Origin of the sequence: Microbispora sp. NPDC049633 (assembly GCF_040675265.1) — a bacterium.
Taxonomy (GTDB): domain Bacteria; phylum Actinomycetota; class Actinomycetes; order Streptosporangiales; family Streptosporangiaceae; genus Microbispora; species Microbispora maris.
This window is the reverse complement of sequence record NZ_JBFAOO010000037.1, coordinates 21542-36058: the sequence shown is the minus strand read 5'-3', so window position 1 is coordinate 36058 and position 14517 is coordinate 21542. Positions and strand designations below refer to the sequence as shown.

At 73.5% G+C, this 14517-nt stretch carries 12 protein-coding genes; 2 read left to right on the top strand and 10 right to left on the bottom strand.

Features of this window, described 5'->3' with window-relative positions; translation table 11 throughout:
- Positions 1 to 260 precede the first annotated feature (260 nt).
- Positions 261 to 1205: a helix-turn-helix domain-containing protein gene (locus AB0J39_RS12685; RefSeq protein ID WP_363463758.1), complete on the bottom strand. Its 945-nt coding sequence runs from the start codon at positions 1203 to 1205 to the stop codon at positions 261 to 263.
- Between the two features lie 112 nt (positions 1206 to 1317).
- On the opposite strand from AB0J39_RS12685, the gene AB0J39_RS12680 reads away from it, so the two are divergent.
- Entirely contained in the window at positions 1318 to 2346 is a 1029-nt protein-coding gene (locus tag AB0J39_RS12680) for a saccharopine dehydrogenase NADP-binding domain-containing protein (protein WP_363463757.1), read from the top strand.
- A 26-nt stretch (positions 2347 to 2372) separates the two neighbouring features.
- Positions 2373 to 2885 carry a hypothetical protein gene (locus AB0J39_RS12675; RefSeq protein WP_363463755.1) on the top strand — a complete coding sequence of 171 codons (513 nt, stop codon included), beginning with the start codon at positions 2373 to 2375 and terminating at the stop codon, positions 2883 to 2885.
- A gap of 62 nt (positions 2886 to 2947) precedes the next feature.
- Here AB0J39_RS12675 and AB0J39_RS12670 read toward each other — a convergent pair whose 3' ends face one another.
- The 9 genes from AB0J39_RS12670 to AB0J39_RS12630 all read right to left on the bottom strand — a co-directional run bounded on the left by AB0J39_RS12670 (position 2948) and on the right by AB0J39_RS12630 (position 14412).
- Complete coding sequence (locus tag AB0J39_RS12670) at positions 2948 to 3895, bottom strand: hypothetical protein (protein ID WP_363463754.1); 948 nt, start codon at positions 3893 to 3895, stop codon at positions 2948 to 2950.
- 65 nt (positions 3896 to 3960) lie between these two features.
- A complete protein-coding gene (locus AB0J39_RS12665) occupies positions 3961 to 5217 on the bottom strand; it encodes a serine/threonine-protein kinase (RefSeq protein WP_363463752.1) in 1257 nt (418 codons plus the stop codon).
- A 277-nt stretch (positions 5218 to 5494) separates the two neighbouring features.
- Positions 5495 to 7405 carry a serine/threonine-protein kinase gene (locus tag AB0J39_RS12660; protein ID WP_363463751.1) on the bottom strand — a complete coding sequence of 637 codons (1911 nt, stop codon included), beginning with the start codon at positions 7403 to 7405 and terminating at the stop codon, positions 5495 to 5497.
- Positions 7406 to 7416: 11 nt separating this feature from the next.
- Positions 7417 to 9717 carry a protein kinase gene (locus tag AB0J39_RS12655; protein WP_363463750.1) on the bottom strand — a complete coding sequence of 767 codons (2301 nt, stop codon included), beginning with the start codon at positions 9715 to 9717 and terminating at the stop codon, positions 7417 to 7419.
- Positions 9718 to 9823: 106 nt separating this feature from the next.
- Positions 9824 to 10339 carry a YbaK/EbsC family protein gene (locus AB0J39_RS12650; protein ID WP_363463749.1) on the bottom strand — a complete coding sequence of 172 codons (516 nt, stop codon included), beginning with the start codon at positions 10337 to 10339 and terminating at the stop codon, positions 9824 to 9826.
- Complete coding sequence (locus AB0J39_RS12645) at positions 10340 to 11920, bottom strand: FAD-dependent oxidoreductase (protein WP_363463748.1); 1581 nt, start codon at positions 11918 to 11920, stop codon at positions 10340 to 10342.
- A gap of 51 nt (positions 11921 to 11971) precedes the next feature.
- Positions 11972 to 12826, bottom strand: a complete 855-nt coding sequence (locus tag AB0J39_RS12640; RefSeq protein WP_363463747.1) for a M55 family metallopeptidase — start codon at positions 12824 to 12826, stop codon at positions 11972 to 11974.
- Complete coding sequence (locus tag AB0J39_RS12635; RefSeq protein ID WP_363463746.1) at positions 12811 to 14031, bottom strand: DUF6395 domain-containing protein; 1221 nt, start codon at positions 14029 to 14031, stop codon at positions 12811 to 12813. The genes AB0J39_RS12640 and AB0J39_RS12635 overlap by 16 nt, the downstream gene beginning before the upstream one ends.
- A gap of 12 nt (positions 14032 to 14043) precedes the next feature.
- Positions 14044 to 14412 carry a hypothetical protein gene (locus AB0J39_RS12630; protein WP_363463745.1) on the bottom strand — a complete coding sequence of 123 codons (369 nt, stop codon included), beginning with the start codon at positions 14410 to 14412 and terminating at the stop codon, positions 14044 to 14046.
- Positions 14413 to 14517: the final 105 nt, after the last annotated feature.

The window sequence follows — 14517 nt, the reverse complement described above, 5'->3', positions numbered from 1 at the left end:
TCGGTACGTGGCGCGGGGTACGCGCACGTGATGCAAGACTGCCAGGTGCTCGCGGGCGCGCCTGTGCAGGTGGCCCGGGTGTCGAGATGACCCTGGTCCCCCCAGGCGGTATGTTACCCATCGGTAGCTTAGGTGCAAACCTCCAGGTTTTTACGGCCGCGTCCTTCGGTTGAGGAATTCCCAGAACCCGGTCACGCCCACACCCCACCCTACCGAACTATGTTCCGGAGTCGTCGTGGGAGGTCCCTGTCGCCGGGACCTCAGGGGCGGGTTCGCGAGCGGAAGGTACGGCGGTAGGTGTCCGGAGGCACGCCCACCGTGCGGTTGAAGTGCCGGCGCAGCGTCGTGGCGGTGCCCATGCCGGTGGCCACCGCGATGGTGTCGATGCCGTCGTCCGTGGTCTCCAGCAGTTCCTGGGCGTGGCGGATCCGCTGGGTCAGCAGCCATTGCAGCGGGGTGGTGCCGGTCACCGACCTGAAGTGGCGGTTGAGGTTGCGCGAGCTCATCCGCGCCCGGCGGGCCAGGTCCTCCACGGTCAGCGGCCGGTCCAGCCGTTCGATCACCCAGGGGAACAGATCGGCGAGCGGGTGGTTGCCCGGGGCCGGCACCGGCGTGGTGACGAACTGCGACTGGCCGCCGTCCCGGTGCGGGGGCACGACCAGGCGGCGGGCGACCGCGTTGGCGACCGACGAACCGTGGTCGAGGCCGACGAGGTGCAGGCACAGGTCCATGGCCGCGGCCTTGCCCGCGGAGGTGAGCACGCTGCCGCTGTCCACGTACAGGACGTCCGGGTCCACCTGCACCTGGGGGTAGCGGGTGGCCAGGTCGCGGGTGTGCGCCCAGTGGGTGGTCGCCCGCTTCCCGTCCAGCAGGCCGGCGGCGGCCAGCACGAACGCCCCCGTGCAGAGGGAAGCCACCCGCGCGCCCGCCTCGTGGGCCGCGCGCACCGCGTCGACCAGGCCGGCGGGCGGGTCGACGTCGACGTCCGCCCACCCCGGGACGATCACGGTGTGGGCCTGCCGGAGCCGGTCGAGGCCGTAATCGGGCTCCAGCAGAAACCGCCCGGCCCGTACGGCGCCCGGCCCGCAGACGACGAGGTTGTACCAGGGATCGGCCAGGCCGGGGTCGGTCCCGAAGACCTCGTACGCCAGGGACAGCTCGAAGTGCAGCATTCCGTCGGTGGCGGCCAGCGCGACATTGATCACGTCCGAAATTGTACGAGTGATGGCGTTCCAGACACTCACGGTGGGATGCCCGCGATCGCCAGGATTGGTCACAACAGATCGCGGCAGACGATCCGGATAGAAGGAGAACCCCATGGGATCGGGGCTCACGGTGGCGGTGTTCGGCGCGTACGGGCACACCGGGCGGTTCGTGGTGGCGGAGCTGCTCGAGCGCGGGTTCGTACCGGTTCCGTCCGGGCGCGACGCCGACAAGCTCATGAAGCTGGCGTCCGAATTCGGGCTGGAGGCCCGCCCGGCGTCGGTCGACGACCCCGCCTCGCTCGACCGCGCGCTGGCCTGCGCGGCGGCGGTGATCAACTGTGCCGGCCCCTTCGCCACGACGGCAGCGCCGGTCATCGAGGCCGCACTGCGCGCGGGGATCCCGTACGTGGACGTGGCGGCCGAGATCGAGGCCAACGCCGACACCTTCCGGCACTTCACGGACCGCGCCCGCGCCGCGGGAGCGGTGGTCGTCCCCGCGATGGCCTTCTACGGCGGCCTCGGCGACCTGCTGGCGACCGCCGCGATGGGCGACTGGAGCGCGGCCGACGAGGCGCACGTCGCGTACGGGCTGAGCAGCTGGCACCCCACCGCCGGGACACGCGCATCGGGCACGGTCTCCGGGCAGCGGCGCGCCGGCCGGCGCGTCCGTTTCAGGAACGGCCAGCTGGAGTATCACCACGACGACCTGCCGACCCTGGAGTGGCCCTTTCCCGGCCCGATGGGGCCTCGGGCCGTCATCGGGGAGTTCACGATGGCCGACGTCGTCACCATTCCCAGCCACCTGTCCATCCCCGACGTGCGCACCTACATGACGGTCGAGGCGGCCAGGGACCTGTCGGCCCCGGACACCCCGGCGCCCGCCCCCGTGGACCGGCACGGGCGATCCGCGCAGACCTTCCTCGTCGACGTCGTCGTTCGCTCCGGTGGGGCCGAACGGCGCGCCGTGGCGACCGGCCAGGACATCTACGCCGTCACCGCGCCGCTCGCGGTGGAGGCGGTCGATCGCATCCTCACCGGACGGATCAGGACCGACGGCGTCGCCTCCGCCGGCGAGATCTTCGACGCCCCCGACTTCCTCCGCGCGCTGTCCCCGCACATCTCGCTGGAACTGCACTCCTAGGGCGGCGGTGCGGCGACGCCGGAGAGTTGCCCGCGCTCGGCGAGGACCACTTCGCCCGGGCCGGCGCCAAGATCCCCGCGATCCAGCGGCTGCGGCTCGGCGTCGCACAGGCCCGGTTCCACCTGCTCGGCGACGACGCGCCCGCCGCCCGCCCGGCCCTGGACGACGCACTGCGTACGGCGGACCGGCCGGACATGCCGCTCAGGGGCACCCTCGAGGCGTGGGCGGGGCTGGCCGAGGTGCTCTGGGCGCTGGAGGCGGACGACCCGGCCGTCCGGACAGTGCTGCGCCACATGTCCCGGCTGGCTCGCCGTACCCCGTCGGCGGCGGCCCGCATGGGCTGGGCCGCGGCGCTGACGCACGAGGCGGCCGGTCGGCGGCCGAGGGCCCGGCGGGCCGCCGGACATGCCCTGGCCGCCGCTCGCCGTCTGGGCATCGCCTTCGACGAGGCCAGGTCGCTCGAAGTCCTGGGCGAGACCGAGGAGGCCGCCCGGATCCACGCCCGCCTGGGCACCACGCCGCTCACCCGGCCCCGCTGATGGCCGCGGCTCGCGCCGGGCGCCGGGGTCGGCGCGTCGTCCGCCGGCGGCCATCCGAGCCGTCAGCCGGCGAGGACGTAGCCCCCCACCGAGGACGGGATGACGAAGGAGTCGAGCCGGCGCAGCTGGTGCGTGGCGCGGTTCACCCGATACCAGGTGTGCGTCCGGCGCAGGTCACCGTGCACGTGACGGTCGGACCTGGTCAGGACGTCGAGGTGGCCCGCCCTGTCCCAGCGCGCCTTCAGAGCCTCCTCGCCCGCGTGGAGCCGGATGGGGATGCTGCTCTTCTTCGCCGTGGCCAGGTTGCGGGTGAGGACCACGTTCTTGACGGTGCCGCCGGTCTTCGTCCACTTCGGCGAGGCCACCGTGACGCCGTCGGGGGCGAGGTCGCCCCGCATGTAGACGGACCGCCGCAACTTCACCGACCACGTGCCGGTCGCGTACAGCACCGCCGTCCGGTTGTCACCGGCCATCATGCGCTTCCCGTCCGGGCTGAAGTCCCAGGACTGGTATCCCCTCGGCAGGGTGAAGACCTTTCCGCTGGTCGTGTCCACGACCCGCTCGATCTCCCACTCGGCGGCGTTCACGCCGCGCATGCCGACGAACCGGCCGCCCGGGGCGAGGGTCAGCGCGTTCATCTGGAGGTCGTCCGGCCACGTCACCGCGGGAATCTCACGCGCCCTGCCGGTGGCCGCCTCCCAGATCGTGAGCACGCCGTCCTTGCCCGCGAAGTACGCGGCCTGGGCGCCGTCCTGGGAGACCGCGACGACGGCGGCGACGGTGTACTCGCCGGGCGCCACGGTCCTGCGTGCGCCGGGGAGCGCGACGACGCGGCCGTCGCTCAGCCAGAGCTTCAACGGGCCGCACGGCTGCCGGCCGCCGTCGGTCTGAAGGCAGGACCCGAGACCCGCGTAACGGATCACCGGCTTGGCCGCGGCGGCCTCGGCCTGGGGGATGGTCATGAACGCCGCGGCGGCCGTCGCCGCGGCCAACGCTACTCGGGACAGCATTCCGTCATCTTCGCATGATGCGGACGAAGAATCTCGGGTCGTGACAGGGACGGAAAAGGCGGGGTTCAACTCGCGAACACGAGCATGACGAGCAGGAACAGGACGGTCCCGACGGCCATGAGGAGCGTCGCCGTGCTGAACAACGTGGAGAGCAGCGCCCACACCGCGACGGCCCCGGCGCCGCCCGCGAGGTCCACCACGAGCCGCCGCCTGGACTTCCCCAGCAGCCCGAACCCCGCGTCCACCAGCAGGCCGATCCCGTAGAGCACCAGCAGGAGAAGCGACACCTCGGGCAGGTTGGCGCGCGCGGCGGCGGCGAAAAGGCCCACGACCACCGAAGAGCCGATCACCCACCGGCGGTGCAGCCTCTCCCGGCGCGCGGCACGCGTGTCGTCCACCTCTCCCCGCCGGGGACGCCGGGAAGGCCCGCGGTCGCTCTGCCGCTCACCACCGGGGCGCCGGCCACCGGGCCGCCACTCCTGGGTCGGCGCCTCGGACAGCGCGGGCCGCGCCGGCTCGATCCCGTCCAGCGCCGGCGCCGCCTCCTTGAGTAGCCCGGTCAGCTCCTCCGTCGCCGGCCGGTCCGCCGGGCCGGTGCTCAGGCACCGCTCGACGATCGGGACGAGCCAGGACGGCACGCCCGACAGGTCGGGCTCGCGGTGGACGACCCGGTAGGCGATCGCCGCGGCCGGCCCCGTCCCGTACGGCTGCCGCCCCGACGCGGCGAAGGCCAGCGTCGCCCCCCAGGCGAACACGTCGGCCTCCGGCCCGGCGTCCCGGCCCTCCAGCACCTCGGGAGCCAGGTAGCCGGGCGTTCCGGTGACCGCGCCCGACGCGGTGACCGAGGCCGACTCCAGCGCGCAGGCGATGCCGAAGTCGATCACGTACGGCTCGCCCTCGGAGACGATCACGTTGGCCGGCTTGAGGTCGCGGTGGACGACACCGGCCGCGTGGATGGACTCCAGCGCCTCCGCCAGCCCCAGGGCGAGCCGCAGCAGGCCGGCCCCGGCGACGGGACCGTCCTTGGCCACGACCGTGCTGAGCGGCCTGCCCTGCACGTACCGCGTGACGATGTAGGGCCGCTCCCCCGACAGCGAGGCGTCCAGCACCTCGGCGACGTGCGCCCCGCGAACCCGCCGCATCGTCTCCACCTCGCGGGCGAGACGGGCGATCGCGAAACCGTCCGAGGCGACGTGGGGATGCAGGACCTTCACGGCGACCGTACGCCCGTCGGGGTCGAGCGCGAGGTGGACCTCGCCGAACCCCCCGGCGCCGAGCGCGGAGACCAGACGATAGGGACCAAGCCGTTCTGACGTGCCCAAGCTGTGTCTCCCGCTTCGCTCGTCGGGACGCTCTTATCCGGTATCTTCCCTCGTCGCTCGGAGTCGCTACGCTCCCCGCTCGCTCCTCAGTCCAGACACCGGCGCGCCCCTCCGGCTCGCTCGGTGCCTCCCACTTCGCTCGTCGGGACGCTCTTATCCGGTATCTTCCCTCGTCGCTCGGAGTCGCTACGCTCCCCGCTCGCTCCTCAGTCCAGACACCGGCGCGCCCCTCCGGCTCGCTCGGTGCCTCCCGCTTCGCCGTACGGGACCGGGCAGGTCAGGTCCAGAAGGTCAGGAAGCGCAGGCCGATCCTGTCCATGAAGTCCCCGACCACGCCGCCGATCAGGTTGACGACCGTGTCCTGGCCCCTCTGCTTGAGATCCGCGACGATGTGGTCCACCGCCACGGACGGCGGCCGCCAGGGGACCCAGGAGGCGTCCGCGGACAGCGCCGTCATGACCGCGAACAGCGCGACCGTGCCGACCGCGATCGTCACGATCATTCCCGCTCCGGGGCTCCGGATCACCGCGCTCAGCGTCCGGGACACGGCCTTCCGGGGGGCCTTCCCCCCGGGCAGGAGGAACAGCCCGGCCACGAAGGCTCCCGCGGCGTACGCGGCGGCGGGGTCGGGCCTGACCCCGCCGAGGTAGTGGAAGCCGCCCCACACGCACATCGCGAACATCGCGGCCAGCGGCACCTGGACCACCGTCGCCAGCCCTGCCTTGATCAGCGCCCACGGCGTGCCGAGCACCGCGAGGAGCGGGTCGGTCCCGCTCGCGCCCCGCGCGGCCCGGCGGTCGGCCAGGTCGCCGAGCAGGTACTGCCCCACCCGCAGGCACAGCGCCGCCACGACGGCGAACAGGCCCACCACGACCGGCAGCAGGCAGGCCAGCGCCACGAGCGTGGCCAGCAGCAGGGCCGCGAGCACCGGATGCGGCGCCCGGTAGGGGGCCCGCTTCCGCTCGGGTTCGTACGGCGCGGCGGGAGCAGGCGGCGGCGCTACCCGGGGCTCCGGGTAGCCGGCCACCCGCTGGTCGGGATACGGCGGCGGCGGGTACACCGCGGGCTGGTACGGCGGCGGGTGCGGGCCCCCCTGACCGTACGGCGGGGCCTGCGGATGCGCAGGCGGCGGCGCGGACACCGGGCGGCGCTGCCTGGGCGCCCGGGGCTCCCGGCGGGGCCGTTCCGGCTCCACGTAGTTCACCGGCGGCAGCAGGTCGGAGTAGCTGTCGTCGCCGGCCGGCAGCTTGCCGGTGCGGCTCGCGCCGCCTCCGTTCACCCGGCCGCCCGCATCCCTCCGCGCCGGCTCGTCGAGCACCCGGGTGCCGTCGAGGAGGCGCGTCCCGCCGTCACGCGGCGTCTGGGCGCTCTCCTGGAGCACCGTGACCGAGGGGTCGAGCGAGCGGCTGTGCCGCAGCAGCGACGCGGCGCTGGGACGCGACGAGGCGTCGGGCGCCAGGGCGAGGCGCAGCCAGCCCCGCAGCCAGGCCGGCGCGAGGTCGACCTGCGCCTTGCCTTCGAGGATGTTGTAACAGACCGACTCGAACGTGCCCGAGCCGAACGGCGCCTTGCCGGTGGCCGCGAAGAAGACCGTGGCCGCCAGCGCGTGCACGTCGGCGGCCTGGGTGATCGCGGTGTCCCGGATGATCTCCGGGGCGAGGTAGCCGGGCGTGCCGACGAACATCCCGGTCTGGGTCAGCCTTGTGGCGTTGACCAGATGGGCGATGCCGAAGTCGATCACCAACGGCTCGCCGTCCACGAGCATCACGTTGGCCGGCTTGAGGTCGCGGTGGATGACCTCGGCCGCGTGGATGGCGACCAGGGCCTCGCACAGGCCCACCGCGAGCCGGATCACGGCGTCGTCGGAGAGCGGCCCGTCCTCCAGCACCGTCTGCTCTAACGTCCGCCCTGGGGCGTACCGCGTCACGATGTACGGCGCGGCGCCGGTCAGGTCGGCGTCGAGCACCTCGGCGACGCGCTTGCTGCGCACCCGCCGCATGGTCTCGACCTCGCGGGTGAGCCGGTCGCGGGCCTTGAGGTCGGTCGCGACGTGCGGGTGCAGGACCTTGACCGCGACCTCGCGCCCCTCCGTGTCCAAGCCGAGATGGACCACCCCCATGCCGCCCTCGCCGAGCTGCCGCAGCAGCCGGTAGGGCCCGATCCTCTCGGGAGCCTCAGTAGCCGACATGTCGTCCCCCGTCACCCATTCCCCGCCTGGTTACGCAGGTCTTCCAGCCGTTCCTGTATTGACAGAACGTCGATCGGGCCCCAGAAGTGCCCTGCTGTCTGTTTACCCAGGAGACTGGAGATCGCGATCGCCGCCGTCAGCGCCGCGAGCGCGCCGACCCCCCAGGCGAGGCCCTTGGCCGCTCCCTCACCGGGCACCAGCGAGGCGAGCGTCCGCCGCATCTGCCTGCTCGGGCCCACCACCCCGGGCCCCGCGCAGATCGTCCACAGCGCCGTCGCGGTCCCCCAGCTCAGCGCCGCGATCCGGAGCGCGGGCGTGTCGCCGAGGAGGACGGCGAGCAGCAGCGTCACCGGCAGCCCCAGGACCAGCGCGTACGGCACGAGCGCGATCGTGACGCCGATCGACTTGACGAGCTCCGCGGGGCGGCTCAGCACGCGCAGCACGTCGGCCGCCGCGGCGCCGGCCGGACGGCGGGAGTTGAGGTGCGGCTGGGCCATGTCGGCGGCCCGCAGCAGCACCGCGACCGGCACGGCCACCAGGCACACCAGCAGCGGCGCCATGACCGCGGCGGACGTCATCACGACGAGCAGCAGCGCGCTCGTCACGCCGTACGCCTTCGAGCGCTGCAGCAGCCCCCCGGACGGGAACGGCATTGGCGGCACGGTCGGCGGCGGCACCCGCACCGTCGGCATGAACGGCGCGGGGTTCGGCTGGTGGATGTGCGGAGTCCGCTCGTAGATCTCCGGCACGCTCCCGAACAGGGCCCGCTCACGCGCCGCCGCGTCCCCGTGCTCGCCGGCCCCCTGGTGAGAGGACGCCGCGCCGCGCGGTCCCATGGTCTCGCCGGTGACGGCCTGGCGCACCTCCTCGGAGGTCACCCGGCGCGTGGGGATGTCGCCCTCAGGGCGCCGCATCGGCGTCTGCCACTCGTCCGGCTGGGCGCGCGGCGGCACGGGCGGCCCATCGGTGACCGGGCCGCTGCCGGGAGCTGGGCCGGTGCCCGAAGCGCCCGGGAACGCGGACGGGCCGGTGGTGCGGGGCGGGGGCATCCGGGTCGGGATGTCGCCCTCCGCGAGGCCCTGCAACGGGCCCTGTGCCGAACCCTGTGCCGGGCTCTCGGGCGGGGTGGACGGCCCGAGGCCCGCCCTGCGCAGGTCCTCTCCGGTCACCCGTACGGTCGGGAAGGGGTCGCCGGCCTGGCCGCCCTGGGGCGTCTCGCGCAGCAGCGAGACGAACTCCTCGGCCCGGCCGCCCCCGGTGGACGGGGTGACCGGCGGCGTCGCCACGGGCGCCACCGGCGGCGTGATCGGCGGCACCGGCGGCGTGACCGGCGGCGCCGGCGACCCGGTGGACGGCGCGCCGGCGACGGGCCTGCCCGGACCGTGCGGGCCCGCGGCGGGTGCGCCACCGGTGGGCGGGCCGCCCGGAGAGCCGAAGCCGGGCACCTGCTGGCCGCTGGTGTCGTCGACGTTGGGCACCGTGGTGATCTCGTCGGGCACCCGGGGCCTGCCGCCCGGAGTCTGGGGCATGAGCCGCGCGAGCTGCCGCACGAGCTCGGCCGCCGTCGGCCGCCTGGCCGGGTCGCGGTTGAACGCCGCGCGCAGCATCGGCTGGATCGGCGCGGGGGCGGCCTCGACGTTGGCCCGGCCGGAGGTGATGTTGAAGAAGATCATCTCCAGCGTGCCCTTGCCGAACGGCGGCTGGCCGGTGGCGGCGTAGAGCACGGTGCCCGCCCAGGCGTGCACGTCCACCTGCGGCCCGGCCTCGTGGCCCTCGATGATCTCCGGGGCGAGGTAGCCGGGCGTGCCGATGAACATGCCGGTCTGGGTGAGCCGGGTGGCGTCGACCGCCTGGGCGATGCCGAAGTCGATCAGCACCGGCTGGCCGTCCAGCATCAGCACGTTGCCCGGCTTCAGGTCGCGGTGGATGACCCCCGCGGCGTGCACGGCGGCGAGGGCCTGGGCCACCCCGACGGCCACCTTGAGCACGGCGCCGAGGGGCAGCGGCCCGTCGTTCTTGACGACCTCGTCGAGCGGCCGTCCCGGCACGTAGCGCGTGACGATGTACGGCCTGCGCCCGGTGACGTCGGCGTCGACGACCTCCGCGATGTTCGGCCCGCGCACCCGCCGCATGGTCTCGACCTCGCGCGACAGACGTCTGCGCGCGACGTCGTCGCCCGCCACCTCCGAGCGCAGGACCTTGACGGCCACCTGCCTGCCCTGCGGGTCGAGGGCGAGGTGAACCACGCCCATGCCGCCCTCACCGAGCCGCCTCAGCAGCCGGTACGGGCCCAGTCGGTCGTCCTGATTCATCGCCTAAGCACCATACCGACTAAAAGAACGCCCATGAGTGAACCATCGCGCCACATCTCCGCTCCGCACAACGGAGGAAAGGCGCAAACGGGTTCCAGGCGGACGGTCAAACGGTGAGCGCGAGGACCTCCCCCCGGGTCGCCGCGACCAGCGCCTCGCCGGAAAGCGCCAGCTTGGAGCGGCGGACGCCGCTGCCGATCACGACGAACCGCCGCCGGGTCACGTTTTCGTCAACGAGCACCGGCCAGCCCTCGGGCAGCCCTATCGGGGTGATGCCGCCGTACTCCATCCCGGTCAGTTCGACCGCCTCCGCCTGCGGGGCGAACGACGCCTTCCGCGCGTCCAGGTGGCGGCGCACGATCCCGTTGATGTCGGCCCGACCGGTGGCGAGCACCATGACGGCGGCGTACCGCGTCTCCCCGCCCCGCTTCGCGGCGACGATCACGCAGTTGGCCGAGTCCTCCATCGCCACGCCGTACCGCTCGCAGAAGGCGGCGGTGTCGGAGAGCGCGGGATCGATCGCGGCGACCTCCACCTTCACCCCGAGAGAGGCGACGGCCTTGGCGACCGGCTCGGCGAGCAGGTCCGGACGGTCGGACGCGGGAACCCATTCGAGCGGCATTCAGCCCTCCTTGACGGCGCGCTCGTGCAGTCGGGTGACCACCTTACGGGCCGACTCCAGTGCCCCCGCCTGCCAGGCGACGAGATGGGTGAGCCAGTCGCCCGCGAAGTACACCCGGCCGGCCGGTTCCTGCAGGAGCGCGAAGGCGCCCTCGTAGGAGGGCCAGGCGACCCACGCGCCCTCGATGTACGGCTGCCGCCGCCAGGCGATCGAGACGCTGGACAGCAGCTCCGACCGGTACTTCTCGCCGTGGATCTTCCTGCCCTGCGTGAGCGCCCGCCGCTGCCGCTCCGCGTGGGTGAGGCGGCCGTACGCGTCGGCGTCCTCGTCGAGGTTGTAGTAGCCGACCACCAGCCCGCGCGTGCCGTGGAAACCGTACGAGGGATACCAGATGTGGGCGATGTCCAGGTCGGTCTCGGTGATGCCGCCGTAGATGCGGTCGTCGGTCTCCCACCAGCGGCGGCGGTACTCCAGCCCGATCTTCCCGGCCGACACGGGGGTGGGCGTGCGCAGGGCCGCGACGACGCGGGCGTCCAGGTTGCCGGGGATCCGCGCGAGCACGTGCGGCGGCAGGGCCGCGACGCAGTAGTCCGCGCGGGTGCGGCCGCCCGTGTGCTCGACCTCCACGCCGTCGGGCAGGTTGGTGATCTTCTTGACCTCGGCCGAGGTGCGGACGCGGTCGCGGCCGACGGCGTCGGCCAGCGCGACCGCGATGGCGTCCATGCCGCCGACCGGCTGGAACATCGGCATGGCCTGCTCGAAACCGAACGGGAACGCGATCGACCGGCCGAGTCCGTAGCCGAGCACCTCCGACAGGGCCGGCGGGCCGCCGAGCGGCACCCCCGCGCCGGCGCCGGGATAGGTCGCGAAGCCCCTGCGCTCCGACCCCGTGTAGACGTAGCGCCTGCCGATGTCGCCGAACTCCGACAGGAAGTGGAGCAGGCGGTCCTTGTCCGCCGCCGACAGCCGCCGGTCCAGCGCGCCGGTCCTGGTGGCCTTGGCCAGCAGCTCGCTGATGTAGCCGTAGGTGTCCGCACGCGCGGTGCGGGCCCGCACCGGGGCCTTCATCCCGTGGTTGTAGACGTACGCGCCGGAGTTCTCGTTGACGAACAACTCGATGGGCACGCCCAGCTCGCGGCAGTAGTCCAGGGTGACCATCCACTGGGCGATGCGGGCCGGCCCGGCGTTGAAGTAGACGCCCTCCCCGAATCCCGCCTCCTGCGTCGCACCGGACAGCTCGGGCAGCCGGTCGCCGCCGCGCAACGTGAGGCTGCGCCCGCCGGCCCGGTCCCTGGCCTCCAGGATCGTGCAGTCGTACCCCGCCTTGCCGAGTTCGTAGGCGGTGGCCAGGCCGGCGATCCCCGCGCCGAGGATCACCACGGACCCGGCGCCCCTCCCGCTGAGCGCGAAGTCGGAGCGGCTCGGCGGCGTGTAGTCCTTCGGCTGATGGTCGGGCGCGAGCCCGAGAGCGCCCATGGCCGCGTACATCGCCCCGGCGCCTCCGGCCGCGCCGATCCCCACCAGGAAGGCGCGGCGCGTCAGCGCACCCGTACGTTCACGGGTCGCGCCGTCACTGCCCACCCTGCCTGCTCTTTCTTCTTGGGGGAAACCGGATCCGGGGGGGATCCGGCGTCAGCCGTACCGGCCGCTGCCGCAGGCCACCTGACCGCCGATCATGGAGAAGATACCGAACAACGCCATGATCTCGTGGTAGTCGTCCGTGGTGAACTCGGTGTGCCGGGGCCCCGCGAGCCGCACGCCGGGCACGATCGAGCAGGCCGCGGCGATGGCGGTGGAGTTCCACTCCACGCCCAGCGTGTACGGCGGCTCGACGACGTAGGGCCGGAAATCCGGCAGCCGGCCCAGGGCGCGCGCCGTGGCCTCGCGGATCCGCCGCCAGGCGACCGCCGGGGGCAGCAGCTCGGCGGAGAACTTGTCGATGCCCTTCTTCACGGCCACCGTCTCGACGTCGCCGAGCAGTTCCCCTGCCTCCTCGCACACCGCCTCGTCGCCGGTGACGACCGCGACCGGCACGCCCATCGAACCCGCGAAGCCCGCCACGAGCCGGGTCTCGCCGCAGATCTCGCCGTTCAGGTAGACGTTGTGGATCTCCTTGCCCATCCACGTGTGGTTGAGCACCCCGTGCGGCACGCCCGCGCGTGCGTGGTAACCCGCGAAGCAGGCGGCGGCCATGTCGGGCGCCAGGCCCTGCCCCATGCGGTGCGGCTTGCCCGGGCCCCTGACCAGGGTGGCCCGCTCGTCCAGCAGGTCGATCCTGAGGTTCTTGGTGGATCCGTGCGCGTCGTTCACCAGCACGGACGCGGCGCCCGCGTCGAAGGCGCCCTGGACGACCGCGTTGGCGTCCCCGGTCATCAGCTCGCAGCCCCGCTCGTACCCCCGGCCCCCGAGGTGCATCTCCTCGGGGTCGGTCAGCCCGGTGACCCCCTCCATGTCCACCGACAGGTAGATCTTCATCGTTCCCCCCACGTCTCCACCCGGCGCGCCTCGTCCTCCGTCATCAGCCCGATGTGCTCACCGACGTACGCCTCGACCCGGGCGCGCCAGGGATCCGGGATCTCCCGGAGGGCGGGCGGATAACAGTGCTCCAGCCACCGTACGGACTCCGGGGTCGCCCCGAGGAACTCCGCCGCCCTGGCGAAGGGGGTGTCCTCGATGCCCGGGACGTGCGCGCACCCGTATTCGATGGTCTCCTGGCCACCGTACGGCGGCGGCTCCTGCCACTTGCGCGCGGCGGGCATCGTGGCGGTGATCGGCGTGTTCAGCGGCCGCCGCTCCACGGCCGCGAGGATCAGCTCCTTGCGCAGGCACTTGGAGCACTTGGCGCAGGGACCGTCCATGTCCCCGCGCAGGCACCAGCGGACCAGGTGCGCGAGGTCGGACTCCATCGCCATCCGCATGGTCACGGGCTCGCTCAGGCCGCCGGCCGGGAGGACCATCGCGAGCCCCGCCGCGGCGTACAGGCGGCCCCACGGGCCGTCGGCCGCCCACATGGGGTTGTCCGGGCTGTAGCGGTGGGTGTACCGCTCACCGCCCAGCCAGCGCGACCCCAGCTCGTGGCCGAAGGCGACGCCGCCGAGGTCGAGGTCGTCGGCCAGCAGCAGCGCGCCCACCGTCACCGCCTGGTGCTCGGGGAACCCGGGCCGGGGCCGGCTCAGCACGAACTCGAGGTCCGACTGGACGACGTGCGCCTCCCGCCCGGTCATGTGGACGAGCTGCGCCAGCACCTCGGAGCGGTAGTGCGTCCACCGGTTGGGCACCCGGGGGTGACTCACCCGCTGGAAGTGCACGAACGGCGCGTCGGGGAACATCGTGGCCACCGCCATCGAGTCCGCGCCCCCGCTGTAGGAGATCGCCAGCCGGCCGCCGGACCGCGGATCCGCCCCGACCGGCCCGGCGTCCACGCCCCAGCCCGTACGCAGCGCCTCGGCGAGCCCCGGGGAGATCGGCCGGTCGAAGGTCACCCGCCCCCTCGTCCACGGCGCGACGACGGTCCACGCGGCGACGGCGAGCAGGTCGGGATGCGGGGACGCGCCGGCGGCCCCGGTCCGCACGTGACAGGAGTTGGTCCGCAGCTCGATCGGGTGACCGTCGGTGCAGGCTCCCGTGGTCTCGTCCTCCGCGTCGAGCAGGAAGACCAGGCGCCAGACCTCCGCGTCCCGTGTCCATCGCACCCGCACGACCGGCTACCCCGCCCGTCCGGGAGCGCCCACCCGCGCCGACAGGTCGTCGATCGCCTGCCAGATGCGCATCTCGTTCTGCAGCAGCGTGTCCACCGCCTCGGCGGTCTCGGTGGCCAGCCGGTGCGCCTCGGCGGCCTTGGGGTCGGCGGCCGCCCTGGGCGCCGCGGCCGGCTTCGCGGGCGTCGCGGCGGCCCGCCGCAGCCGGTCGACCTCGTCGCGCAGCGCCACGACCTCCCGGCGGAGCATCTGGACCTCCCACAGGGCGTCCTTGAGGTCCTGCCGGTGGTCGGGCTTGGAGACGTACCGGGAGTCGAGCCGGGACAGCAGCGCCCGCCGCAGCCGCGACAGGCCCAGCACTCGCAACCGCATCATGGGCCGCCACGATAGCGGCATTTTTGATCGTTTCTGGATACCCAGTGCATAGTTGCTCAAAGGTGGCTGGGAACCGCCGTCCTCCGCCGCGCAATACAGTCTGCG